This window comes from Saccharibacillus sp. O23, from assembly GCF_002205895.1.
Lineage (GTDB): Bacteria > Bacillota > Bacilli > Paenibacillales > Paenibacillaceae > Saccharibacillus.
In genome coordinates this window covers 427,015-452,518 of the sequence record NZ_NJDE01000003.1, presented here as the reverse complement: position 1 = coordinate 452,518, position 25,504 = coordinate 427,015, and the positions used below count along the sequence as shown (strand labels likewise).

General features: G+C 58.8%; 16 protein-coding genes. 14 read left to right on the top strand and 2 right to left on the bottom strand.

Annotated features, from left to right (window positions below; translation table 11 throughout):
• Positions 1–90: 90 nt before the first annotated feature.
• The 10 genes from CDO73_RS05930 (at position 91) to CDO73_RS05885 (ending at position 13,512) form a co-directional block, all read left to right on the top strand.
• Positions 91–5,871 (top strand): InlB B-repeat-containing protein, encoded by a 5,781-nt coding sequence (locus tag CDO73_RS05930; protein ID WP_088487571.1) that lies wholly within the window; start codon positions 91–93, stop codon positions 5,869–5,871.
• 209 nt (positions 5,872–6,080) lie between these two features.
• Positions 6,081–6,458, top strand: coding sequence for a VOC family protein (locus CDO73_RS05925; RefSeq protein ID WP_088487570.1), 378 nt, complete (start codon positions 6,081–6,083; stop codon positions 6,456–6,458).
• Between the two features lie 108 nt (positions 6,459–6,566).
• Complete coding sequence (locus tag CDO73_RS05920; protein ID WP_088487569.1) at positions 6,567–7,355, top strand: nitroreductase family protein; 789 nt, start codon at positions 6,567–6,569, stop codon at positions 7,353–7,355.
• 199 nt (positions 7,356–7,554) lie between these two features.
• Complete coding sequence (locus CDO73_RS05915; protein ID WP_088487568.1) at positions 7,555–8,502, top strand: DNA-3-methyladenine glycosylase family protein; 948 nt, start codon at positions 7,555–7,557, stop codon at positions 8,500–8,502.
• A gap of 126 nt (positions 8,503–8,628) precedes the next feature.
• Positions 8,629–9,561 (top strand): alpha/beta hydrolase, encoded by a 933-nt coding sequence (locus CDO73_RS05910; protein WP_088487567.1) that lies wholly within the window; start codon positions 8,629–8,631, stop codon positions 9,559–9,561.
• A gap of 44 nt (positions 9,562–9,605) precedes the next feature.
• A complete protein-coding gene (locus CDO73_RS05905; protein WP_088487566.1) occupies positions 9,606–10,025 on the top strand; it encodes a DUF3237 family protein in 420 nt (139 codons plus the stop codon).
• 46 nt (positions 10,026–10,071) lie between these two features.
• Complete coding sequence (locus CDO73_RS05900) at positions 10,072–11,790, top strand: putative glycoside hydrolase (protein WP_088487565.1); 1,719 nt, start codon at positions 10,072–10,074, stop codon at positions 11,788–11,790.
• Between the two features lie 34 nt (positions 11,791–11,824).
• Complete coding sequence (locus CDO73_RS05895) at positions 11,825–12,319, top strand: VOC family protein (RefSeq protein WP_088487564.1); 495 nt, start codon at positions 11,825–11,827, stop codon at positions 12,317–12,319.
• Positions 12,320–12,497: 178 nt separating this feature from the next.
• Positions 12,498–13,160: a TetR/AcrR family transcriptional regulator gene (locus CDO73_RS05890; RefSeq protein ID WP_088487563.1), complete on the top strand. Its 663-nt coding sequence runs from the start codon at positions 12,498–12,500 to the stop codon at positions 13,158–13,160.
• Positions 13,161–13,164: 4 nt separating this feature from the next.
• A complete protein-coding gene (locus tag CDO73_RS05885) occupies positions 13,165–13,512 on the top strand; it encodes a DUF4260 domain-containing protein (protein WP_088487562.1) in 348 nt (115 codons plus the stop codon).
• Here the strand turns inward: CDO73_RS05885 and CDO73_RS05880 are convergent.
• A complete protein-coding gene (locus CDO73_RS05880) occupies positions 13,484–15,139 on the bottom strand; it encodes an extracellular solute-binding protein (RefSeq protein WP_088487561.1) in 1,656 nt (551 codons plus the stop codon). The two genes, CDO73_RS05885 and CDO73_RS05880, sit on opposite strands and share 29 nt — an antisense overlap.
• 83 nt (positions 15,140–15,222) lie before the next feature.
• On the bottom strand, positions 15,223–17,610 hold the full coding sequence (locus CDO73_RS05875) for an AraC family transcriptional regulator (protein WP_088487560.1): 2,388 nt from the start codon (positions 17,608–17,610) through the stop codon (positions 15,223–15,225).
• 222 nt (positions 17,611–17,832) lie between these two features.
• On the opposite strand from CDO73_RS05875, the gene CDO73_RS05870 reads away from it, so the two are divergent.
• The 4 genes from CDO73_RS05870 (at position 17,833) to CDO73_RS05855 (ending at position 25,441) form a co-directional block, all read left to right on the top strand.
• Positions 17,833–19,647 carry an acid phosphatase gene (locus tag CDO73_RS05870; protein ID WP_256972580.1) on the top strand — a complete coding sequence of 605 codons (1,815 nt, stop codon included), beginning with the start codon at positions 17,833–17,835 and terminating at the stop codon, positions 19,645–19,647.
• 1,229 nt (positions 19,648–20,876) lie between these two features.
• Positions 20,877–23,276: an RNA polymerase recycling motor HelD gene (gene helD / locus CDO73_RS05865; RefSeq protein WP_088487559.1), complete on the top strand. Its 2,400-nt coding sequence runs from the start codon at positions 20,877–20,879 to the stop codon at positions 23,274–23,276.
• Positions 23,277–23,384: 108 nt separating this feature from the next.
• A complete protein-coding gene (locus CDO73_RS05860; protein ID WP_088487558.1) occupies positions 23,385–24,059 on the top strand; it encodes a response regulator transcription factor in 675 nt (224 codons plus the stop codon).
• Complete coding sequence (locus CDO73_RS05855; protein WP_088487557.1) at positions 24,056–25,441, top strand: sensor histidine kinase; 1,386 nt, start codon at positions 24,056–24,058, stop codon at positions 25,439–25,441. The genes CDO73_RS05860 and CDO73_RS05855 overlap by 4 nt, the downstream gene beginning before the upstream one ends.
• Positions 25,442–25,504: the final 63 nt, after the last annotated feature.

Genomic DNA, 25,504 nt, shown 5'->3' with positions numbered 1-25,504 from the left:
CAGAAGTAGAGGTCCAGCTTATACACAACCCTTGTTGCTGGCTCGGACATATTCGAGAGAAGCCAGTCACCCAGAAAAGGAGCCGGTCGCATGAGGAAAAAAGCGTTAAGCATCTTGTTAAGCATCAGTATGGTACTTCCGGCATTTTTGGCGATGTCCGTTCCGGTATCGGCCGCGGGTTGGTCGATCGGAAGCAACGATTCGAGCTGGAAAGCGGTCTATCCCGCCAATAATCAGAACGATTATTTGCAGGATCAGCAGACGGGCAGCGGCTCGGTCTCGCAGGATATCGTCGGGGATGCTTCTTATCCGTCCACGTATATGCACCTGACGGACGCGGAAGCGGCTTTTCGAATCCGCGTCAGCAATACGAACGGTACGAATCCGTACGAGTTCAAGAACTTCGCGTTCGTCGGGCTGGATGCCGACCTGAACGGCAGCGTCGATCTGTTCCTCGGCGTCTACAATCCGACCGGCAATAACGGCCGTCTCGGCATCTACGCGTCGAGCAGCGGTTACGCGAACACGGGACCGAGCACGACAGGCATTTCCGGCAAACCGCTGCTGGGCTTCAAACCGGTAAGCGGCAGCAACTATTCGATCACGCCGACCGGAGACGGCAGTTCGTTCAACGGCGACGCCGATTATTTCGTGTCGTTCAAGTTCGCGTTGTCGGACATTACGGGGGCGCTGGCGCAAAAAGGAATCAACAATTTTAACGCGTCCACGCCGTTCCGCTTCATGACGGGCACGGCGGCGCAGGATAACGCGTTCAACCAAGACTTGAACGGCATGGACAAATCCGGCTGGTCGTCGACCAAGACTTGGAACGAGCTGGGTACGTTCTCGGGCGTGACTTCGGCAAACGGCAGCGCCGCGTACTACACCGTCAAATTCGACAGCAACACCGGAGATACGGCGGCTTCGCCCGATTTCAAAGTGGTGGAAAGCGGAGGCAAACCGGTAGGAACGCTTCCGACGGCTCCTACCAAGCGCGGGATGTACTTCCAAGGCTGGAACACCAAAGCCGACGGAAGCGGCACTTCCGTGAACGCCAATACGGCAGTCGGCAGCGATCTGACCGTCTATGCGACTTGGAGCGACAAACAAACCTATACGGTCGCGTTCAATCCGAACGGCGGGAACTTCGGCGGCTCGACGACCGCGCTCGTCACGCCGACCAAAAACGGAATCGTCGGAGATCTGATGCCGGCTTCGCCGACGCAAACGAATAAGTATTTCATGGGTTGGAACACGACGTCCAACGGAAACGGAACTTGGTTCAACGCGTTCACGCCGGTCTCGCAGAACACGACCGTGTATGCCCAGTGGGCGTCGCAGGCCAACAAGTCCGCCCTGTTCTATAACAACTTCACGCCCGACGGCGGAACCTTGATCACGACGGTATATTCGAACGGCAACAGCAACAACTTCAACGGCAGCCTGCCTGCGGTCACGCGGCCGGGTTATACGCTTCAGGGCTGGTATCTGAACGATAAGACCGGTTCGGGCACGGCCGTTACGGATATCACGCAGCAAGGCAGCTATTACGCGAAATGGACGCCTGCCAGCTATGCGATCACGTTTGTCGCCAATGCCGGCAGCGATACCGTAAACGGGATGCCGACGTCGAGAAACGTGACGGACGGAACCTTCGGCGCGATGCCGTCGGAGCCGACGAGAACCGGTTATCAGTTTATCGAATGGAACCGGACGGCTAACGGAAGCGGCGAAGCGATCTATCCGTCGACTTCGATCACGGCGAACACGAGCGTGTATGCGATCTGGAAAGCCTCCAAGACGGTCGCGTTCGATCCGAACGGAGGTACGGGCGGAACGCAAACCATCGGCTCCGTGGACGGGAAACTGAACGTTCTGCCTCAGCCGCCGTCGCGCGACGATTACAGCTTCCAAGGTTGGGGAACGTCGGCGAACGCGACTTCGATCGTCGATCTCAGAGACGTCGGCAGTTATTCGACGCTGTACGCGATCTGGAGTCCGGTCTATACGGTGACTTTCGACGCTAACGGCGGGCAATTGGGCGGCGGTGCCGCAACGACCGATATTCTGACCGCTTACGGCAGCGTGCTGTATCTGCCGGATGCTCCGGAACGCGCGAACTATACGTTCGGCGGATGGAATACCAAAGCGGACGGAAACGGCGACGCCTTCACGCTGTCGACGGAAGTCGCGCAGCCGGATGCGCGAGTCTACGCCAAATGGATTCCGACGGCTTCCGCGACGTACAACGTGACGTTCGTAACCAACGGAGGCACTTCGGTATCCGCGCTGCAAACGAACTTGATCGAAAACGTTCCTTCGACTTCGAAAACCGGGTACGCGCTGGAAGGCTGGTACCGCGATTCGGCACTGAACGAAGCCGATAAGGTCGCTTTCCCTTACACGGTGACTTCGGATCAGACGCTGTACGCCAAGTGGACGGCGGCTGCCGGTTCGGTAACGTTGAACGATAACGGAGGCAGCGGCGGAAGCGGCAGCGTCAATGCGACGTTCGGGCAGGCGATGCCGGCAGCTTCTCTTCCGGTCCGCGAAGGCTATACGTTCGAAGGGTACTTCGATCAACCGGACGGCGGGACGCCTTATTATGATCCGTCGATGAGCAGCGCCCGCGACTGGGATCGGACAGAAAGCGCCGCGACTCTCTATGCGCACTGGACAGCGGTCCAACTGAACGCCGTCTTCAATGCCAACGGCGGGAAATATTCGGGCGACGTCAATGAAATCCCGCTCAAGCAAACGTACGACTCCAAATATATGCTGCCGCTCGAAAATCCGGTCCGCGAAGGCTTCACGTTCGCTTCTTGGAACACGCAGCCTGACGGCAAAGGTTCGACGGTCACGAGCAATACGGCCGTAACGTCCGCCGTCGACCATACCGTCTATGCGGTATGGTCGGAACTCGGCAATGTCACGATCACTTACGCGACGGACAACGCCAATTACGGCACGGTAAGTTTGGGCAGCGAATCGCTGAACCCGGATACGGGCGAAGCGGCAGGCTCGACGGCAGTCGCGCAGCCGGGATACCGTTTCGTCGAATGGAAAGATGCGGGCGGCTTTACGGTAAGCATCGAGCCGACGTTGTTCCCGCAGAAGAACGACGGAAGCTACGTCGACGGCGCTTATACGGCCGTGTTCGAAGCTCTCAAAGCTTCCGTTACGCTCGACGCCAACGGCGGCTCGGGCGGCACGGCAAGCGTGACCGCGACTTACGATCAATCGATGCCTCAAGCTTCCGCCCCGAGCCGGTCCGGTTACGCGTTCGTCGGATATTACGATCAGCAGGAAGCGGGAAGTTTGTACTACGACAGCGGCATGAACAGCGCCCGCCGCTGGGACAAGACGGAACCGCAAACGACGCTGTACGCGCGCTGGACCGAGCTTGAACAAACCAAGATCCGCTACGCCGTCAACGACGACAGCTACGGTACGGTCAGCCGCGCCGAAGAATCGCTGAATCCGTCGACGGGCGAAGCGCTCGGTTCGACGGCCGAGGCGAAGCCGGGTTACCGCTTCGTCGAATGGCAGGATGCTCAAGGCGTTCAGATAAGCACGGAAAAGAGCTTGATTCCGCATAAAGCCGAAGGCGGTTACGTCAGCGGAACGTACACGGCCGTCTTCGAAGCCCTCACTTCTCTGGTCACGCTGAACGACAACGGAGGGACGGGCGGAAGCGGCAGCGTGACGGCGGTCTACGGCAAGCCGATGCCGCAGGCGAAGCTTCCGGTCCGCGACCGCTACGCGTTCGAAGGTTATTACGATCAAGCCAACGGCGGAACGGCGTATTATGCCGCCGACATGAGCAGCGCCCGCCTTTGGGATCAGACGGATTCGAAAGTCACGCTGTATGCCCGTTGGTCTTCGGAACGCGCCGTGACCGGTACGGTCATCGACGACGATAAAGAAGCGAATCCGGTCAAAACGGCCTCGATCCGTATCGTCAAAGGCAATACCCAGTACGGCGATACCGCGGTTACGGACGCGAACGGCAAGTTCACGATCTATAACGTCCCTGCGGGCACCTACAATCTGATCATGACGATCGGGGAGAAGACCGAGATCATCGCGATCACGGTCAAAGCGAACGAGCCGGTCACCGAACTCGGCAAGATCATCTTCCCGCTCAGCAGCGCCAGCAGCGTCTTGAAATTGAAGACGCCGGAGACGCCGCCGGTCGTGATCAACAATCTGCACCCGGAAGCGGAACAGTATTTGGCCGACGAGAATAATCAAGGCTTCGTCAAAGTCGAGATGTCCGTAGCCAGAACCGACGAGAACGCGTCCGATGCCGACGTCAAGAACGGGATCGAGAAGATCAAAACGCAGGCTCTGAGCAAAGGCGCGTATGTCGGGATGTATCTCGACATCACGCTCGACAAATACAAACGCAACACGGAGCAGGAGAGCTGGGGAGCTTCTACCGGCAAATTGAAAGAAACCAAAGGCCTGATCGAAATCGTCGTTCCGATTCCGGCCGACCTGCAAGGCAAGACGAGCAATTTGTATCGGGTCTATCGCGATCACGAGAACGAGCCGACGCATACGATCCAAGAAACGCCGAATGCTGCCGGAGAATATCTCAAGGTAGATCCTGAAGCGCAGACGATCACGTTGTACGTCAAAAAGTTCTCCGTTTACGCGCTGGCGTATCTGAATCCGGTCGCTTATTCCGTGGAGCATTACGTCATGAACGCCGACGGAAGTTATCCGGTCTCGCCGACGCGGACAACCGGCGGTTCCGGTCTGGCGGACAGCGTGCTGACCGTCGCCGATCTGCAAGATGCTTCATTGATCGGAAACGGAATCGCGTACGGCTACGGCACGGTCGCAGGCGCGACCTCGACGACCGCCGTCGTCAAAGGCGACGGTTCGCTGACGGTCAAGCTGTATTACGATCGGCAGGCTCAAGCTCCGTCGAAAACGCCGAGCAGCCCTGCGCCGACTCCTGTCCCGGCCGCCCCGAACGCTGCCGTTTACGACGTCACGTTCGACGGAGCGGGAGGCACGCCGGCTTCCGTTAAGCAAAGCGCGGTTTCCGGCTCCCTGTTGACCGAACCGAAGCAGCCGGTTCGCGCCGGATACGCTTTTGCCGGTTGGCATAAAGCGGACGGAAGCGTATGGAACTTCGACAGCGATCGCGTCTATGCGGCCTTTACGCTGAGCGCGACCTGGAAAGCGGCATCGCAAGTTCAACCGCCGGCCTTGGACAAAGTCAACCACTTTGCTTATATGCAGGGTTACCCGGACCGGACGTTCCGCGCCGACCGCAACATGACGCGGGCCGAAGTCATCGCCATGTTCTCGCGTCTGTTGACCGAGAAGATGAACATGGATCAGACTTACGCTTCGACGTTCCGCGACGTTCGCGGTTCGAACTGGTACGCGAAAGCCGTCGGGTACATGCAGCAGTCCGGCGTCGTAACGGGTTACGCCGACGGCACGTTCGGACCGGAAGAACCGATTACCCGGGCCGAATTCGCGGCGATCGCTTCCCGCTTCGACAAGCTGGATGCGGGAGACGCCTCCGCTTTCAAGGATGTCCGAGCTTCTTACTGGGCCGGCGATTATATCGCTTCCGGCGTCGCCAAAGGGTGGATCAAAGGGTATCCGGACGGCACGTTCAGACCGGAAGATTACGTGACCCGCGCCGAAGCCGTTACGCTGGTGAACCGGATGACCGAGCGAAATCCGGACAGAAGCTACATCGACGGAAACGCCGGCCTGCTCGAATCGTACAAAGACTTGAAGAAAGCGTACTGGGCGTACTACGACATCATGGAAGCCGTCACCCGGCACGATTACGTCAAAGGTTCGAACGGAGAAAGTTGGACGGAACCTACAGCCCAATAAGCATTCCTGAAAAGATCGACCCCTTTCCGCCGAAACGTTGCGGAAAGGGGTTTTTCTTTTGGCGAGGACTCGGCAGTCGTCGAAAAAGAACGGCTCTGGACACGACGGTGCCGCTCTGTGTACGATGACTTCGTTGAGGCGCGTATTGTTGTCGATCCGTCTCGGGTCTTCGCGCCGGCTGGAACGCAATCGCAGAAAGGAAGAATACGATGAACCTGACTTTAAATTGGATCACCCTTCGCATCCGCGATCTGGACGCTTCGCTCGCTTTTTACCACGGGATTCTCGGCCTGCCGATCGAACGCCGATTCGAGAGCCGGGGCAGGCAGATCGCCATGCTCGGAGCGGCCGGGCAGCCGAAGATCGAATTGATCGAAGGGAGCGAGATCTCGGTAGAGCCGGAAAGCGGAATCTCCGTCGGCTTCGAAGTCGAGGATCTCGACCGGGCGATCGAGGAACTTCGGCGACAAGGCATTCCGATCGCGCGCGGACCGATCGAATCGAATCCCGACCTGCGTTTTTTCTATATCCTCGATCCGGACGGCTTCGACGTGCAGCTCGCGCAGCATCGGCGGCATCGGTCGTAAACGGGCTTCGAAAAAGTTTTCGGTGCTATACCGAGCCGGTAGACTAAGATATCATAAGAAGATCAACAGCAACCAAGCGAGTCGCACTCGCCGGAAGGGGATAGGATCTTGGAATTTAACGACGTGGTGCACGGACACCGATCCATTCGCGCTTACGAGGATCGGGAAGTGAGTCAAGAAGTGTTGGAACGGGTTCTGGACGCGGGGATTCGGGCTTCGTCCAGCGGAAACATGCAGTCCTATTCCATCGTCGTGACGCGGGACAAAGCGCTGCGGGAGAAGCTCTATACGCCGCATATGGATCAGTCGATGGTGCTCGACGCGCCGGTTCTGCTGACTTTCTGCGCGGACTTCAACCGGATGCGCAAATGGCTGGAACTGAACGACGCGCCGGTGCATTTCGACAACTTCATGAGTTTCATGATCGGGGCGATCGACGCGACGCTGGCTTCGCAGAACTGCGCGCTGGCCGCGGAGAACGAAGGGCTGGGGATCTGCTATATGGGTTCGACGCTGGCGAACTGCGATCAAATCGGCGAACTGCTGAACCTGCCGCCGAACGTGGTGCCGGTCGTCGGCTATTCGCTCGGTTATCCTGCCGAATCACCGGCGCTGCGCGACCGCCTGCCGCAGCAGGGCTTGGTCCATTACGAACAATATCAAGACTATTCCGACGAACGGATTCAAGAGATCTACAAGGACCGCAACGAAAAAGGCTGGAAGCGGTACATGGACGTGCCGCATCTCAAAGAAATGACCGAGCAGCTCGGCCTCAAGAATCTGGCGCAGATCTACACGATCGCCAAATACACCAAAGAATCGCATCTCGATTTCTCGCAGACGGTGCTGAACTATCTGGAGAAACAAAATTTCATGCAGAACGGCGAAGCGAAGTAAAGCCGGAAGCAGGCGTGCCGATCTTGGGTGCGCCCCGGCGGTTTTTCATCGCGTAAGCTTATAAAAAGACCTCGTTTTCGCCGATGCAGACTTCGGGCGGACTTCGAGGTCTTTTTTTGCGGAACAAACGATCGGATTCCGGTTAATGAAACAGAGATAAGCTGCTCGATCATCCCAAGAAACGGAGGCCGTCCTTCTCATGACCGATTTTTCCCGTGCTTGTTTCTGGCAAAACGACGGTACCGACATCCTGCTTCCGGTTCCCGAGGAATTCGATTTCAAGCAAAATTACGACCATCTCTCGACCGCCACCGACGAAGCGCTGTACACGCTGCGCGGCGGCAGCATCTATAAAGCGATCGCCGTCGGCGCGCGCGATACCGTCGTCGAGATCGGCCCGCATCGCGGCGAAGGCGGAGAGTCTTTGCGTATCCGCTTCGTCGAAGAATCGGCTGCCGCCGACCCCGAACTTCAAGAAGGCGTCGCGCGGTACGTGCACGATTGGTTCGATCTCGGCACCGACCTTGCTCCTTTTTACGAAATGGCGAGGCAGGATCTGCTGCTCAAGCAGGCGGTCGATTCGTTCTACGGACTGCGCAATATGGGCATTCCCGATCTGTACGAAGCGATCTGTTGGGGCATTCTCGGACAGCAGATCAATCTGGCGTTCGCGTATACGCTCAAAAGACGGTTCGTCGAAGCTTACGGCCGGTCGATCGAACGCGGCGGGGAGCGGTATTGGCTGTTTCCGACCGCCGAGCGCATCGCCGAGCTGACGCCCGAAGATTTGTCCGCCGCCGGGATGACGACCGTCAAGAAATGCGAATATCTGGTCGATACGGCGAAGCTGATCGCGAACGGGGAATTGACCAAAGAGATGCTGCTGGCGACGGGCGACGTCCGGCAGGCGGAGAAGATGCTGGTCAAGATTCGCGGGATCGGCCCGTGGACGGCCCATTACGTGCTGATGCGCTGCCTGCGGCTGCCGGATGCTTTTCCGATCGACGACGTAGGGCTGCATCATTCGATCCGGCACGTGCTGGGACTGGACGCCAAACCGGACAAGCCGCGCCTTCTGGAACTGTCCGCCGGATGGACGAAATGGGAAGCTTACGCGACGTTCTATTTGTGGCGGATTCTGTATTGAACGACGCAGAATGCCATAGAATCTGTCGGGCGCAGCGGCTAAAATGAAAAAGAAAGGCGGCAGGCGGATTTCGATTCCGGAATCGAAGGCGACGCCGCATATTACGAAGAACAAGGAGCGGATTCCATGGACCAGCAGGCCGCGCGCCGGGCAGCGAGCGAGACGCCCGAAGGCACGCAGATTTTGTACGGGGATTTTGCCGAAGGCGGCGCGTATTATTCGTGCAGCTATCTTCCCGACGTCGTATACGCGACTTACGGAGACGTCGAACGCAAGCTTCAGATCATCAAGCCGAGCCGCGAAAATTACAAGTTCCCGCTGATCATTTTCGTTCAAGGGTCGGCTTGGCGTCCGCAGGACATCTACGCCGCGATTCCGAACTTGTCGCAGATGGCGTCCCGAGGCTACGTGATCGCCAGCGTCCAGATTCGGGACACCGATATCGCGCCGTTCCCGGCCGCGCTCGAAGACGTCAAATGCGCGCTCCGTTTCATGCGGGCGCATGCCGAAGAATACGGAATCGACCCGCATCGGGCCGCCGTATGGGGCGATTCGTCGGGCGGTCACCTGTCGCTGATGACGGGACTGACGATCGGCGAATACAATAACGGGCTCCACGGCGAACAATCGGACGAAGTGCTGGCCGTCGTCGATTATTACGGCATCTCGGATCTGTTTACGCTCGGTTTGTACAACGACGTCCTCGAACACGGGACAGCCGATTCGCCGGAAGGCCTGCTGGTCGACGGACCTGTGGAAGAGCGCGCGGAATTGGCGAAAGAAGCGAGTCCGATCCATCGGAATCTAGACCGCGAGCTGCCTCCGTTCCTGATCGTGCACGGGGACAGCGACTCGATCGTTCACGTCAACCAGAGCATCGAGATGTACAAAGCGCTCAGATCGGCGGGACAGAACGTGCTGCTGTACAAAGTCGCGGGCGCGGATCACGGCACGGGCGTATGGAATCCGCAGGTGCTCGACGTTACGGCCCGCTTTTTGTCCGCGCATCTGAATCGGCCGTTCATGGAACCGCCTCCGTTCCAGCACGAGATCGGCTAACGCAGAGCGCTTATTCACGGATTTTTCAATAAAAGGAGGCGCGCATGGAACGGGAAGAAGTGCTTCGCATACACGTCACGACGCGGGAAGCGAGCGTACTGGAGAACGAAGAAGGCGATACCGTCGTCATGATTCCGTTCGGCGGACATGCGACGGGCCCATACTTCGAAGGAACGGTACTGGAAGGCGGCGTGGATACCCAGATCATCGGCCGATACGGCGGCGGTCACACGTTGTCGGCTCGGTACATGCTGAGAGGGAACGATCGCGACGGGCAGGCCTGCGAGATCTATATCGAGAATAACGGAACCTTCGATCCCGCGCTTACGGACGTCATGTTCCGCACGGCGCCTCGGATCGTCACCAACAGCAAGGCGCTGTCTTTCCTGAACGGCGAGCCGCTGATCGGAGAAGGACTGCCGGCCGAGTCGGGCGTCGAGATTCGCATTTACCGAACACTCTAAGCAGAATCGCGCATTTCAACAAGATACCTACAGACGGAGGCGAGCTATGACACGTATTCGGAAAAAGAAGCCGGCCGCGATGCTGACTCTTGCGCTGATCGTCTCGCTGATCGGCGGTTCCGTACCGGCCGCGGCCGAGACGGGCGATTATCCGCCGTTCGAGACGGAAGTGATCGTGCGGACGGTCAACCAGTTCAAAGACAAAGACGACGTACGGAACTTCGTCGATCTGGCGGAGCGGCACGGCGTCGACGTCATCAGCATGAACGTGAAGCAGGACGAAGACGACGAAGTGCCTTCGGGCCAAGTGTTCTACGCCAGCAAGATCGCTCCGATCGCGGAAGGGTACGAGGACTTCGACGCGCTGCGGGAAGTCGTGGCGCAGGCTCACACCGCCGGGATCAAGGTCAACGCTTGGATTCCGCAGTTCCACGATCAGGAAGCTTTTCTCAAAAATAAAAACTGGCAGATGCAGGCGCTCGTAAACGGCAAACGGGTGCCGTTTACCGGTTCGAACGGCAGCGAATATTTCGTGAATCCGTTGAACCTTGACGTTCAGCGGTACGAGCGTTCGATCATTCGCGAAGTCGCCGAAAATTATTCGGTCGACGGCGTGGTCCTAGACTGGATTCGTTTCGACGACTACAACATGGACGTCGGCGACGGCACGATCGCCGAATATCGCGCACGGTTCGGGTACTCGCCGCTCGATATCGATTTCGGCAAAGATTCCGCGAAGCGCAAACAGTGGAACGAATGGCGTACCGAACGGCTCGGACAGTACGTAAGCGACGTCCGCCGCGATCTCCGATCGTCTACCCGCCCGAACGTGCAGCTCGGCGTATACGTGCTGCCGCCGGAATTTGCCGAAGTCGGACAGAATATCGCCAAGTTCAAATCGTCCGTCGATTTTATCGCGCCGATGGCCTATTTCGACGATTGGGGTCACGATAGCGAGTGGGTGTACGGAGACAAGTCCGGCATCTTGAAAGACGTTCGCGATCGGCTGGCCGGAACGAAAGCCAAGATCGTGCCGACGCTGGATCAGGACTGGACGGACGAGACGTACCGGGAGATCTACGGCGGTATCCGGCGGAATTACCCTGAGGTCGAGCGGTTGTCGTTCTTCGCTTACGATGCTTGGACGGGAGACGATCTGGCCGCGATCGACGAGCGGACCGGTTGGCCGGATTCGGACGAACAAGATTACGCCGCCAAGCTGCCGGCAGGCTGGCAGGGCCGCAATATCGGATCGATGCCGGGAACGGCGTCGTATCAGACGGCCAAGAAGCAGTTTACGCTCGGCGGCAGTTCCACGGACGTCTGGGGCGAATCGGACGCGCTGAACTACGTGTACCGCCCGATCTCGGGCGACGCGGAGATGATCGTTCAAGCGAAGTCGCTGAGCCGCTTGGACGAATGGGCCAAAGCCGGGATCTCGATCCGCGAATCATTGGCCGCCGACGCGCGGCATGTGGATATGGTGCTCACGCCCGAGAACGGGGCGGCTTTCCAATACCGCGAAACGGCGGGCGAAGAAACGGCCGACCGCACGGCCGATGCCGCCGCTCCGAGCTGGCTGAAGCTCAGCCGCACGGGCGACGCGTTCGTCGGCTCGATCTCGGCCGACGGCAAGAATTGGACGCGGATCGGCACGATCCGCATCCCGATGAACGGCCGCGCGTATATCGGCCTCGCGCTCAGCAATCCGGGCGAAGATTCGGCCGCGAAAGCCGTATTCGGGAACGTGAAGGTCAAGCCTTAAGCGAGCGGGAAACGCAAAATAAGGAGGCGTCGGCATGTCGAGTACGATTCAGAAGATCACGCCCAATCTCTGGTTCGATTTTCAAGCGGAAGAAGCGGCCGAGTTCTACGTATCGCTTTTTCGGAATTCCGCTATTCGCAAGGTGACCCGTTACGGCAAAGAAAGCTACGACAAGTCGTTCGAAGGCAAAGCGATGACGGTGGATTTCGAATTGGAAGGGCAGCGTTTCATCGGCTTGAACGGCGGCCCGCAGTTTCGGTTTACCGAAGCGATCTCTTTCGTCGTTCACTGCGACGATCAAGCCGAAGTCGACCGCCTCTGGGACGGACTTTCCGCAGGCGGAGACGTCGAAGCGCAGCAGTGCGGATGGCTGAAAGACCAATTCGGCGTCTCTTGGCAGATCGTGCCGAAGCGGTTGAACGAACTGCTGTCCGGCGGCGATCCGGAACGCTCGGGCCGCGTCATGAAAGCTCTGCTTCAGATGAAAAAGATCGACATTCCGACGTTGGAGCAAGCATACGAAGGATAAATTTTCGCTTAGAAACGAAAAGAGGCCGCTGCATTCGCAGCGGCTTTTTTGCGCAATCCGTCTTTCCGAGCGGAAAAGATAAATTTTGAATACTAGTTGACTGTTCGATCAAACAGTTTTATGATAAGCATATAAACTGACTGTTCGATCAAACAGTATGAGAGGGGCAATAAGAAAAATGGCAACCGAATCAAACAAACCGCAGGACGAACGCAAGAACGCCATCCTGCAGGCCGCTTTTACTTTATTCGGACAGGTCGGGTATGCGAGAGCCTCCATGAAAGACATCGCGGCTCGGGCCGGGGTCGCGCAAGGATTGATCGGCTACCATTTCGGCAGCAAAGAAACGCTGCTGGTCGAAGTCGTGCGCGAATGGATGATCAACCGGGGGATGAGAGAAGCGTTCGCCGGATTGGATCTTCAAGCTTCGCCGCAGGACATACTTCAGCAGGGATTGCGCCATGTCTCCGAATTCCGGAAAGCCAATCCCGAATGGTTCACGCTTCTGATCAGCTTATGGTCGGAGAGCGTCAACAACGAGAAGCTGGCCGCCGAACTGCTGGACATCTACAAGGAAATGAGAGCCGGCATCCTGCTGGTGATCGACAGGCTCGAACTTCCGCTGGCGCAAGACGAGAAACAGAACCTCGCCGCGCTGATCCAAGCCGTGTTCGACGGACTGACGCTGCAATCGCCGCTGTCGCTGACGGAGCAGCCGCTTTCTTACGAGCAGGTCGCGCAGGGCATCGGCTGGATGCTCGGCGGAATCCGTTCGACGGCCGAGGGTTCGAACGCCTCTTCGCAAACGCGCCCGAATAATGCCTCTAACAAAGGAGACTGATCGTATGAATACCGTACTGCTTCGTTTAGAAGGATTGGCCGTGCTGGCGATCGCGACTGCCCTGTATTTCGTCAACGGTTACAGCGGATTGCTGTTCGCGCTGCTGCTGTTCGCTCCGGACGTATTCATGATCGGCTATATGCGGGGAAACAAGCTCGGCGCCCGCGTCTATAACGCCGCCCATACCTACGCCGTGCCGCTGCTGCTCTTGTCGGCCGGTTGGTTGTTCTCCGCGCAAACGCTGCTGATGATCGGTTTGATCTGGACGGCGCATATCGGATTCGACCGGATGATGGGCTACGGCCTCAAATACGAATCGGGCTTCAAGGATACGCATTTGCAGCGGTTGTGATTCCGGCGCGAGAAGCGTTCGCTTCCGCCAACACCTGCGTGCCGCCCGCATCCATGAACGCCTGCACGAAGGCGTCGAACTCTTCCAGCGGCCGCTCGCCCGTAATGAACGAGATGTACGCCTGATTACGCAAACGGATCAATTCGGCGCTGTCGCGAACGAGCGACGGCGTCGAGACTTCCAGCGCGTTATAGATGCCGTCGCGATCCAAGCCGAGCGTGGCGGCCCATCGTTCGCGGCGACCGGTCGGCGGAACCGGCACGTTCATGCCGATATTGGCCCCGATCGTATTCAGGTAATTGGCCGATTCTTCGTAAGGCGGCAGCACGACGGCTTCCTGACGGGAAGAATCCGCCCACTGCCAGTGTTTGCCGCGGATGCCGTTTTTCAGAGTCGTACGCTCGTCCAAGTCCGGGTTGGCGCTGACATCGTCGAGAATCTGCAAGATTTTCTCCAGTTTGCCCGGTTCTTTGGCCGCGTCCGCTCCGATCGCCGCGAAGCTCATCAGCATATCGTACGCTTTGGAGCCGCGTTTGCCTTCGGGGCCGCGGAACGGTCGGCCGAACGATACGCGCGCCGACGGATTTTTGGCTTTCAACTCTTTGACGTTGTAGGTCGCTTCGACCGGCGTTTCCGAGATCTCGCCCGCGGCGTTCGCCGTCCATGCCTGATAATCGCCGTCGTCGATCCAATGGTAATAGTTGCCCATCGAAGTCATGCCGATCCGCCCGTTGATCCAAGCATGCGAGAGATGTTTATAACCGCCTTTGTTTTCGCCCGTAATAAACTCGGGATCGATCACGCCGTCCGCGTACCACTTTCGCAAATAACGCAGCGCTTCTTTCATCTCCGGCTCCAATGCCCCGATCGTCAGTTTCCCGTCTTTTTCGCCGAAATAAAGCTGATCCGCGAACACGATCTGGCCGAATGCGCCGAACACCACATTCATGCCTTCGAGCGATAAGCCGTATGTATTTTTGATCCCGTCGCCGTCCGGATCTTCGTTGGCGAACGCGTAGATCACTTTCTCGAATTCGTCCAGCGTATCCGGAACTTTAAGTCCTAATTTGTCGAGCCAATCCTGCCGGTACACGACGGGGATTCGGTAAGCGTTGGTCGGATTCACGACCGGGATGCCGTAGATTCGTCCGTCGACCCGGCCGTAATCGGCGTAATCCGGCGCGTATTCCCGGATCGCGGCCATGAGATTCGGCGCATAGCGTTCCAGCGTTCCGGCAGGAATCTCGGCCAGCAGCCCCTGCTGTTGATACTTGAGCAGATCCTGCGGCTGACGGATCCGCAGCAGATCCGGCGCGCCTTGCTGCGCCAGCTTGAGATCCAGCAGCGACTCGTAGCGGTTATTTTCCAGATTCCAGATGTCGAGATCGACGTCGTATTTCTGTTCGATCCGCCGCACGATCTCCGCGTTTTCGGGCACGGGCAGGTTCTGATGCATCGTCCACGAGATCGCGTATTCGGGAACCGATCCGGCCGTTTCGCTGCCGCTCGGCATTCCCCGTACGGCGTCCGCCGAACCTGCTCCGGCTTCGCAGCCCGCCACGCCCGGCAGAAGCAGAGCGATCCATAACGCCGTCCATGTTGATTTTCGTTTCTTCGCATGCTTCATCGGGATCTTCCTTTCTCCGCTCAGACCGGATCGGGTGCGGTTTGCGCTGCGCCGACTTGGCGCCGCCGTTCTTCCTCGCTGCTTCAAGACGACCGCGCCTGCTGCTGGTTTTCTCTCATATACTGCCCCGGCGTGCAGCCGTAAGCTTCTTTGAATTTTTTGATAAAATAAGCCGGCGTGACGTATCCGACCGATCCGGCGACCTGTTCGACGTTAAGACTGCCGCTTCGGATCAGGGTTCGGGCCGCTTCCATTCGGCGAGCGGTCACATATTCGGTATAGGTGACGCCCGTTTCTTCTTTGAACAATCGGCTGAGATATTTCGCGCTGATAAAGACGGCCGAAGAGACCGATTCCAGCGACAGATCGCCCGACAGATGTTCGTCGATATGCCGTTTGGCCGCTTCGAGCGTATCGATCGCCCGTTCGCCGTTGCGCTTTTCCGTCTCGGCCAAAAATGCCCGCGCGGAATCCAACAGCCAGATCCGGAACTCTTCGATATGCGCCAAGCCGACGTACTGCCGGTGCAGATCGGGATGGCTGCCGGCCGGTCTGTAGCGCACGCTCTTGAGATGATCCGAATACGCGAAGACGATATTCGACAAGATAAAATGGCCGTAATCCGCCGGATAAGGCCCGACGCGTACCGCTTCGATCAGCGCTTCGATCGCTTCCGCGACTTCGTCCGGCTGCCGCGCGGCCAGCTTTTCTTTGAACCGGGCCAAGAGCGGCTGCGGAATCTGTTCCTCGCTGTTCTCGCGCTCGTGCAAGCACGGATCGTTCAGCATCGCGCGCTCCGGCATGAAATACGCGTATTTCATGCCGATCTGCGCGTCGCCGCAGCTCAGATGCAGCGCTTCCGGCCGGTCGACTTCCCGGCCCCAAGAGAGCTGCACGTCCGCGCCGAGCTTCGTCCGGCAGGCATCCAGCACGATCGCGGCCACCGATCGTGCAAAGGCGTCCGCGTCTTCCGGGCCGAATTCGCCCGGCCTTACGCCGACATCGGCGGCTTCGCCGCCCGGCCGCCGCGCCAGAATCGCGGCGATCCGCCGTTCCGGCAGCTCCGCGGCGACGAAGAATCCGCCGGGAAAGTCCGTCCGCTCCAGCAGGCGGACGATCTCGGCCGGCGTCGGGGCCGATTCCCCCGATCCGCCGATTCCGCCCGACTCGTCCGGGCCGTGCACCCTGCCGCCGAGCTGAAGCAGCAGGCAGCGGAAGCTTTCGGCTTCGCCGAACAGACCCGCCAGCAGCAGGCGCTCTTTCGGCGACGCGTCCGCCGAATCGCCTTGCAGCAGCTTCAGCACGGCGCTGCGCTTGACGATCGGGCCGGTCGCTTCGATCGTTTCTTGAAGCGTCGAGACCCGGTCGCTCAAGCGGTTCAGCGCCGTATCGATCAGTCCGTATTCGTTGCCGGTTCCGTGACCTGCGTCCGCGGAAGGATCTGCCAGATGCCGAATCTTTCCGACCAGCCTTTTGAGCGGACTGTAGATGAGCTTCGTCATGACGCCCGATAACAATAGGCCGACCAGCAGGGCGAGCCCGCTCACGACCAACACCAACCGCTGCAGCGTCAGCGACTGCTCTTGGAAGACACTGTGCGGCGTAGCGCTGTAGAGCATCCAGCCTGTCGAAGCAAGCGGCTCGCGAAAGATCGTATACGATTCGCCGTCCGTGCGTCCGCCGCTTTCGCCGGACCCAACGCTTGCCGATGCTGCCGATCCTACGGCCGGATCGGCGACGGCCTTTTCCGCCGCGAGCGCCGTTTCTCCGTCCGCGCTTAAGATCCACGTTTCTTGATCTTGAAAAGGCATCATATTATGTAGAATTCTCCGAATCGCGTCTTCTTTCACGTCGATCGCCAGAATCAGGTCGCTGTCGGCGCCCGAAGATTGAAACGGGTAGCCGTGCGCGTAAGTCAGCAGCTTCTGGCCGCTTCCGCCGGGCAGGGCGGAGAACGGATCTTCGGCCGCGATTCGGGACGGCATCCATAAATCGCGCCGCGAACTCGTCTGCATCCGCGCGGCCCAGCCGATCGGCGAAGCGGGAGCGCGTTCCAGATCGCTGCGGTCGACGAATCCGTACTGCGAAGACAGCAGCGCCCCGCTCTGCGGATCGTACAGATGGATCGCTTCAATCAGATCCGGCTCGGCGTCCGCTTCCGATTTCAATAACGACTGCAATGCGAGCAGCCGGCTCGGCTGCGTGCGCCAAGAGTCGGCGCGGAAAGACCGCAGATCGTTGTTCTTGTCGAGCGCGAGCCGCAGAGCGAGCTGCTGCGTCCGCTGCAGCACTTCGGAGTCGATCGTCCGCGCGGCATTGGCCAGCGTGATCTGATTGCGATTCTGCGATTCCTCCATATAACGGTTCGAAGAATAGAGATAGAACACGGAACAGAGCGAGAGAACCAGGACGAGCACGACGGATAGGTAAGACACGGCCAGACGGGCCAACACGGAATTCCATTTTTTCATCGGTTACTCTCCTCCCGCGGGGGATTATACAAGAAAGATTGTAACTTTATTCGAGAGTTTTGTTAAGTGTGTGTTAAATTCGCCGGAAAAAGCGAAATTTGTCCAAAAGTTTCCCAAATTGATACAAAGGCGAAATCGTTCCATTGCCGTTTTTCCGCTTCCGATGCTACATTGGCTTCGATTCGAATCGACGAATACCATACGAAGAGGAGCCAATTAACCGTGAAAAAAAGACCGATGAAACAAATGCTCGCCGTTGCGCTGGGATTCGCCATTCTTTCGGGTTCCATGCCGATCCATCCCGCCATCGCCGCGGAAAACGCGTATACGATCGAGCTGCCGGCCGCGCCGGCTTGGGGATATTTCGTCGACAACTATAAAACGAACAAAAACGACAATCAATCCGTCGAGAGCAACGCCGCGATCGGCATCTTGTCGGAATACTTGAAGCTGTGGAAACCGGGCAGCTCGTGGAACAACGGAACGAAGCTTCAGCCGGCCGTGTTGGACTATAACATCCAATACGTGGCCGATCTGGCCGCTGTCCGTACCCAAGCGGACGAAGACGCCGCTTACTATACGGACCGCCGCAACCAGACCTACGGCGCGACCGAAGGACTGGGTCCGTTCGCGGACGCGTATCGCAAGATCAGCGAGACGAAGACTTCGATCGCGGATATTCCTCAAGACGCGACGAAGGTCAAATACGACGACGAGTTCTCCGATAACAAAGGCGGCAATTCCGATTCCCCGCTCGGCAAGATGGTCGATCTGATCGGAGCGGTACGCGGCGCTTCCGCGTCGGGCAACCCGTCGAAGACGTTTTTCCAATACATGCGCCCGTATCGTTGGGTCAACGTTCAGGAAGGCACGAACGACAACCGGATCGTGGTCCCGACGCTCGTTCCGGCGATCAGCAAGACGCCGGAGAAAGACGGCGGATTCCCGAGCGGCCACACCAACGCTTCTTATCTCGCTTCGCTGTCGCTCGCTTACGCCGTACCGGAGCGTTATCAAGAGCTGCTGACCCGCGCTTCCGAGATGGGCGACAGCCGGATCGTGGCGGGCATGCACTCGCCGCTGGACGTGATCGGCGGCCGCGTGCTGGCGACGGCTTTGGCCGCGGCCGCGCTGTCCGATCCGGACAACGCCGAGCTGAAGAAGCAGGCTTACGAGCAAGCGCATGACGTACTGCTCAAGGAGCAGGGCACTTCGGAAGACCGTTTCGACGACTACGAACAGAACAAAGCGGATTATATCAAGCGTCTGACCTACGGCTTCCAGCCGATCGGCGCCACGGACAAAGCGATGGTCGTGCCGAAAAGCGCGGAAGTGCTGCTCGAGACGCGCCAACCTTATCTGAGCGCCGAACAGCGCCGCGAAGTGCTGGCGACGACCGGCCTGCCTTCGGGCTACCCGCTGCTGGACGATCCGGAAGGTTGGGGCCGCCTGAATCTGTTCGAAGCGGCTAACGGTTACGGCGCGTTCGATCATGCGGTTACCGTGAATATGGACGCGGCGCTCGGCGGGTTCAACGCGGAAGATCTGTGGCGCAACGATATCTCCGGCAGCGGCAAGTTCACGAAGAGCGGCAGCGGCAAACTGAAGCTGTCCGGAGCAAGCACGTACACCGGAGGCACCGAGATCGCGGGCGGCACGCTCGAAGCTCTATCGGCAGCAGCCTTCGGTCGCGGCAGCGTGACGAACGCCGGAACGGTGATCGAGAACGTCGAAGGCCCGCGCCTGCTGACGATCGGCGGCGATTTCAGCCAATCGGCAAACGGGGCGCTGCAGATCGGCGTAACCGGATCGGACGACGGCATCGAGGTGCAGGGCAAGCTGCAAGCCGGCGGCAAGCTGACCGTGAATTTCGTCGAAGGCTACCAAGCGAAGGCCGGAGACTTGACCTTGATTACGGCGGGCGGCGGCGTAACCGGCAAGTTCGCGAAGTTGGAGACGACCGGTCTGCCGGCCGGATACGCGGCCAAGCTGAAGTACGAAGGCGGACAAGTGATCTTGTCGCTCGCCAAGAAATAAGCAGCGGATCGGCGAACGGGCAGCTCCTTTTTAACGAAAGCAGCCGTCTCGCATACAACCAGCCGATCGATTTCCGCAAGATCGAAAAAGCGGCCCCGTAAGGGCCGCTTTGGTTTTGCGAAAAAACGTCTCGCCGATTCGCCGCTGCGAGTATTCTTATGCCTATGCGGGACGGCGGATAGTCGGGAACCGTCGGAATCCGATAAGTCCAAATCTGTGCTTATTTCCGCCGTTGTAGGCTTTTTCGCAAAATAAGTCCGAATATCCGCTTAAATCAGCCCGATTCTTTCGAGAATCGGGTTTTTCGCGGAAATAAGCGGATAAATGGACTTATTCCCGAGATTCGCGGGGATCAGCCAGAAATAAGCGGATTATCGCGCTTATTTATGCTGCCGAGAACGCCGCGTAGGCGGAGGAAACGAGCCTGCTCGAAGAGAAAAGCGCTAGCTTAGATTTACGAAGTGTCTTCCTGACAAAAATTTGAGGCCGAGGATCGAGAAGCCGTTTCCTCAGTAGACCTCAGCCGGCTCCAGCCAACGAATCGTATGCCCGTTAGACTCCCGCGCTCCTTCTTCAGACTCTAACGGATCACAGATTCGTTAGAACGCCAAAATAAGCCCTTTTGAGATTCTAACGGATCGTAGATTCCTTAGCCGTCCGATTCGCTTCTTTTCGAGCCGAAAATCCGCCTTTTTTCATTCTAAGCGTCATCTGAATCCGTTAGAATTTTACAACGGCTCGAAAAGCCGGCTAAGCGTCATCTGGATCCGTTAGAATCCGGCGTTCGATTCGATTCCCTATTTGCCTACATATTTGGCGCGAAAAGGCGGGGATCGACGAGGGCCGTTGGAGGCCGCATCTCGGCAGCGCTTGGCGAAGCCGATTTCGTTCCTTCGCATATGTTTCTTACCTCGGCAAATGCTCGATCCTTCTGCTCCCCCACCTAATCGGCTTGCTCAACCGTCCGAAAGCGGCCGTCCGACAGGCCGCTTCTTTTCGTTCTTTTCCGCCGAATAAACACCGAAAAACCCCGACGTCTCCGCCGGGGTCAAATCATGCAGAATCCTATTGCGGCAGCCCACCCGGTGTGATACGATGGGAGAACCGCTATTGTCCGATTGAATTAAGACATAAGTATCACATCTTATTTACACTATAATCATAGCATGCGGCAGGGCGGGCTGTCAAACGGTTTTTCTCCAAAATCGAAACGGGGAGTGGTCGGAGAGATGATCGAAGCGAAAGATTGGAAGCAAGAGCAGGCACGGTTGGACGACGTCAGCGGCAAGCTGCGCGCGGCCATCGCGAAAATCGAACCGGAAGTGCTCGATCTGGGCGAGCAGGCGGCGGATATCCGAAGACGGTTCTGGGAAGAAGTCAGCGTCAGCACCAGCACGAACGAAGACTTCGAGGAGAGCGTCTACAGCATCGAGCAGCAGGAAGCGCTGCTATCGGAACGCGAACGCAGCCATCGGAACAAAGTGCGGTATTATCACAAGCTTCAGCGCCTGCTGGAATCGCCTTACTTCGGCCGGGTCGACTATCGCGAAGACGGCACAACCTTCACGGAGTCCGTGTATATCGGAGTATCTTCGTTCGTCGACGCGGACGGTCTCGAATTCCTCATCTACGATTGGCGCACGCCGATCGCGAGCTTGTACTACGATCATTCGCCGGGCCGCGCCGACTACGAGACGCCGGGCGGTACGGTTACCGGAACGATGGCATTGAAGCGGCAGTACCGGATTCAAGGCGGCGAGATGCTGAACGTGTTCGATACGAGCGAGACGATCGGCGACGAACTGCTTCAGCAGGTGCTCGGGGGAGCGGCCGATAACCGGATGAAGACCATCGTCGCGACGATCCAGCACGAGCAGAACGCGATCATCCGCGACGAGCGCAGCCGGATGCTGATCGTGCAGGGAGCGGCCGGCAGCGGCAAGACGTCGGCGGCGCTCCAGCGGGTCGCGTATCTGCTGTACAGCCAGCGCGACCGGGTCAGAGCGAATCAGATCGTGCTGTTTTCGCCGAACCCGATGTTCAACAGTTACGTCTCGACCGTCCTGCCGGAGCTGGGCGAAGAAAATATGACGCAGACGACGTTTCAGCAATATCTCGACAGCCGCCTCGGCCGGACGTTCAAGCTGGAAGATCCGTTCGATCAGATGGAATACGTGCTGTCGCAAACGGAAGATCCCGGTTACGATGCGCGTCTGAGCGGCATCCGGTACAAAGCGTCCGAAGAGCTGCTCGAGCATATGCGGCAGTACGTATCCGGTCTGGAACGGGAGGGCATGAAATTTAACGGCGTGACGTTCCGCGGACGGGAATTGGTGAGCGCTGAGCGAATAGCCGAGCTGTTCTACGGGTACGACGAGTCGATGCGCATCCCGAACCGGACGGCGAAACTTCAGGAATGGCTGCTCGGCGAACTGAAGCGTCTCGAACGCGAAGAGGTCGGAGCGGATTGGGTGGCCGAAGAGCTGAACTACGTCGACGGCGAGCAGTCCGAAGAAGCTTTCCGCGAGCTGCATCAAGACCGCAACCTGTTCGACTTCGCCGAGATGTACGCGGCGGCGCGCGATCGGATCAACGGGCGTCGGCGTCCGGACGAAGGCGATTTCGATTTTGCGGAAAAAGAAGAAGAGCTGCTGCGCCGCGGCATCGTCGCCGAAGCGTTCGAACCGCTCAAGCGTTTCGTCAAACGGATGGAGTTCCTCGACGCCGCCGGTCTGTACATGCAGCTGTTCTCGCCGGAGAATCGGCCTGTGGGAGCTTCGGCGCATTGGGACGAGATTTGCGGGCAGACGCGGGCGAAGATCGCGCGAGGCGAGCTGTTTTGCGAAGATCAGACCCCGTATCTGCATCTGCGGGAATCGATCGAAGGCGGGCGCGCCGACGGGGATATCCGCTACGTATTCGTCGACGAAGGACAGGATTATTCGGCGTTCCAATATGCTTTTTTGAGAAAAATGTTCCCGCGCGCCCGCATGACCGTGCTCGGCGATTTCGGCCAAGCGATCTTCGCGCAATCCACGGAGCTGTCGAGCGCTTCTTCCCCGCTGCTGCGTCTGTACGGCGAAAACGACACGCGTCTGATCCGCTTGACGCGCAGCTATCGCTCCACCCGCGAGATCGTGGAGTTCGCCAAAGCGCTGCTGCCGGAAGCGGCCGAGATCGAGCCGTTCGAGCGCAGCGGCGGCAAGCCGGTGCTGATCGCCGTTTCCGGCGCGGAAGAACAGGCGCGGCGAATCGCCGACGCTCTGGCCGAACTGCGGGAGCAGGGTTTCGAATCGATCGGACTCGTGACTAAGACGGCCGCCGAAGCGCATAACCTGCACGAAAGGCTGTCGGCTCTGGGCTGCGAAGGGGTGAAAGAAGTCACCAAACGTACGCCGGAGTTCGAGCGGGGCGCGCTGGCGCTGCCCGTCTATCTGGCCAAAGGCGTCGAGTTCGAAGCGGTGCTGATCGCCGACGCCTCCGCGCGCGTTTACGGCCGGGAGAGCGAACGCAAACTGTTCTACACCGCCTGCACCCGGGCCATGCACCGGCTGATGCTGTTCGCGGACGGAGCATGGAGTCCGTTCGTGCGCGAGGTCGGCGAAGCGTTGTACGAGTCGAGAGACTGATCCCGTACGTATAAGCTTCGAACCTTCGGCGGTTACGGAGAACCCTTCGCGTGCGCTACAATAGAAGAAAGAGCAGGCGATTGGAGCCGTGCGAAAAGGAGGAGCGACATGCCGACCGTATTGGTTGCCGACGACGACGCGAACATTCGCGAACTGGTCTGTTTATTTCTGCGAGGGGAAGGTTACGCGACGGTCGAAGCCGCCGACGGCAGGGAAGCGCTGAAAGCTTACGCGGCTTCGCCGATCGATCTGGCCGTGCTCGATATCATGATGCCCGCGATGGACGGCTGGGCGCTGTGCCGGGAGCTTCGGCGGCTCAATCCCGATCTGCCGCTGCTCATGCTGACGGCTCGCGGAGAGACGTGGGAGAAAGTCAAAGGCTTCGAGCTGGGAGCCGACGATTATCTCACCAAGCCGTTCGATCCACTGGAGCTGACCGTCCGGGTGCGGGCGCTGCTCAAGCGCTACCGCATCGGAGCGGCCCGCGCCGTCCGGCTCGGGGAGGTCGAGTTGGACCGCAGCACGTACAAAGTCACGACCCGGACCGAGACGTTGACCCTTCCGCTCAAAGAATTCGAACTGCTGTATACGCTGGCCGAGACGCCGGGGCAGGTCTATACGCGCGAACAGTTGATCGAACGGATCTGGGGGCTGGATTACGCGGGCGATAACCGAACGGTGGACGTGCATATCAAACGGCTGCGCGAACGGTTCGCCGAAGTGCCGGATTTCCGGATCGAGACCGTGCGGGGACTAGGCTACCGATTGGAGGCCGCGGAATGATCCGCTCGCTGTATACGCGGATCGTGGTGATTTTTCTCGTATCCGTCGTGGTCGGTACGCTGCTCTCCTTTTTCATGGTGACGTGGGCGTTCCGCGAGCAGTTGAACGACAATCTTCAGATTCCGCTGATCCAGTTCGGCGAAGACGTGGCGCGCGTCTACGAGACGCTGCCGCCGGAAGAAGCGGAACGATACGTGCGAGGCATGCACCAATTGAATTCGTACCGGATTCGGATCTACGAGACGCCGGAGCGCTACGAGAATTACGGAACGCCGGACGGTCGTCCGGTCGTGGAAGCGACGGAAGAGCAGGTCCGTCGGGTGCTGGCGGGCGAGACCGTACGGGTCAATTCGCGAGGCGTGACGATCGAGTTGATCGGGATTCCTTTTAAGCAGGGAGGAGAAGATCGGGCGATGTTTATCGAGCCGGTCGGTTCGTCTTCCGTTTGGTTCGTGGCGAAATGGTTGCTGAATTTCGCGCTCTACGCGCTGCTGTCCGGCAGTCTGGTGATCGTGATCGCGTCCTTCTTCCTGATCCGTCCGATCAAGCAGATGACGCAGGCTACCAAAGATATCGCGGGCGGCGACTTCGACGTGCGGCTGGATACTCGGCAAAAAGGCGAGCTGGGCGCGTTGGCGCGAAGTTTCGTGGAGATGTCGCAGGATCTGCGCCGGCTCGAAGAGATGCGCCGCGATTTCGTATCGAACGTCTCGCACGAAGTCCAGTCGCCGCTGACATCGATCTCCGGCTACGCGCTGGCGCTCAAGCAGCGCAATCTGACGGAGGAGCAGCGCGATCGTTACCTCGACATCATCGCCGACGAAGCCAAACGGATCTCGCGAATGAGCGACAGCCTGCTGAAGCTCAGCCAATTGGAATCGCAGCCGCAGCTCCGGAAGCGCTCGGAGTTCGGGCTGGACGAGCAGATCCGCCGGGTCGTGATCGCGCTCGAACCGCAGTGGTCGGCGAAGCAGATCCGGGTCGAATTGGATCTGCCGGAAGCGCGGCTGACGGGCGATCCCGATCAGCTCGGCCAAGTCTGGACGAACATCGTCGGCAACGCGATCAAGTTCTCGCCGGACGGCGGGGAGATCGCGATCGCGTTGACGCCGGACGAACGCGGCGTACGGGTAACGATCGCCGATCAAGGAATCGGCATCGCGCCGGAAGATCGGGAGCGGGTCTTCGAACGTTTCTTCAAAGCCGACCGTTCGCGCAGCCGCAAATACGAAGGCAGCGGTCTCGGCCTCTCGATCGTTCGTCAGATCGTGTCGCTGCACGGCGGCCGGGTGACGGCCGGCAGCGGGCCGGACGGCGGGACGGTCTTTACGGTGACGCTGCCGCGGATTCCGCCCGAACTGCCGAGTAAATCGAGCAAGTAGGAACTCCGTTTGGCTTTTTCGCGGATTCGGAACCTTTTTCTTGCTTGTTCATCCTGCGTTCAT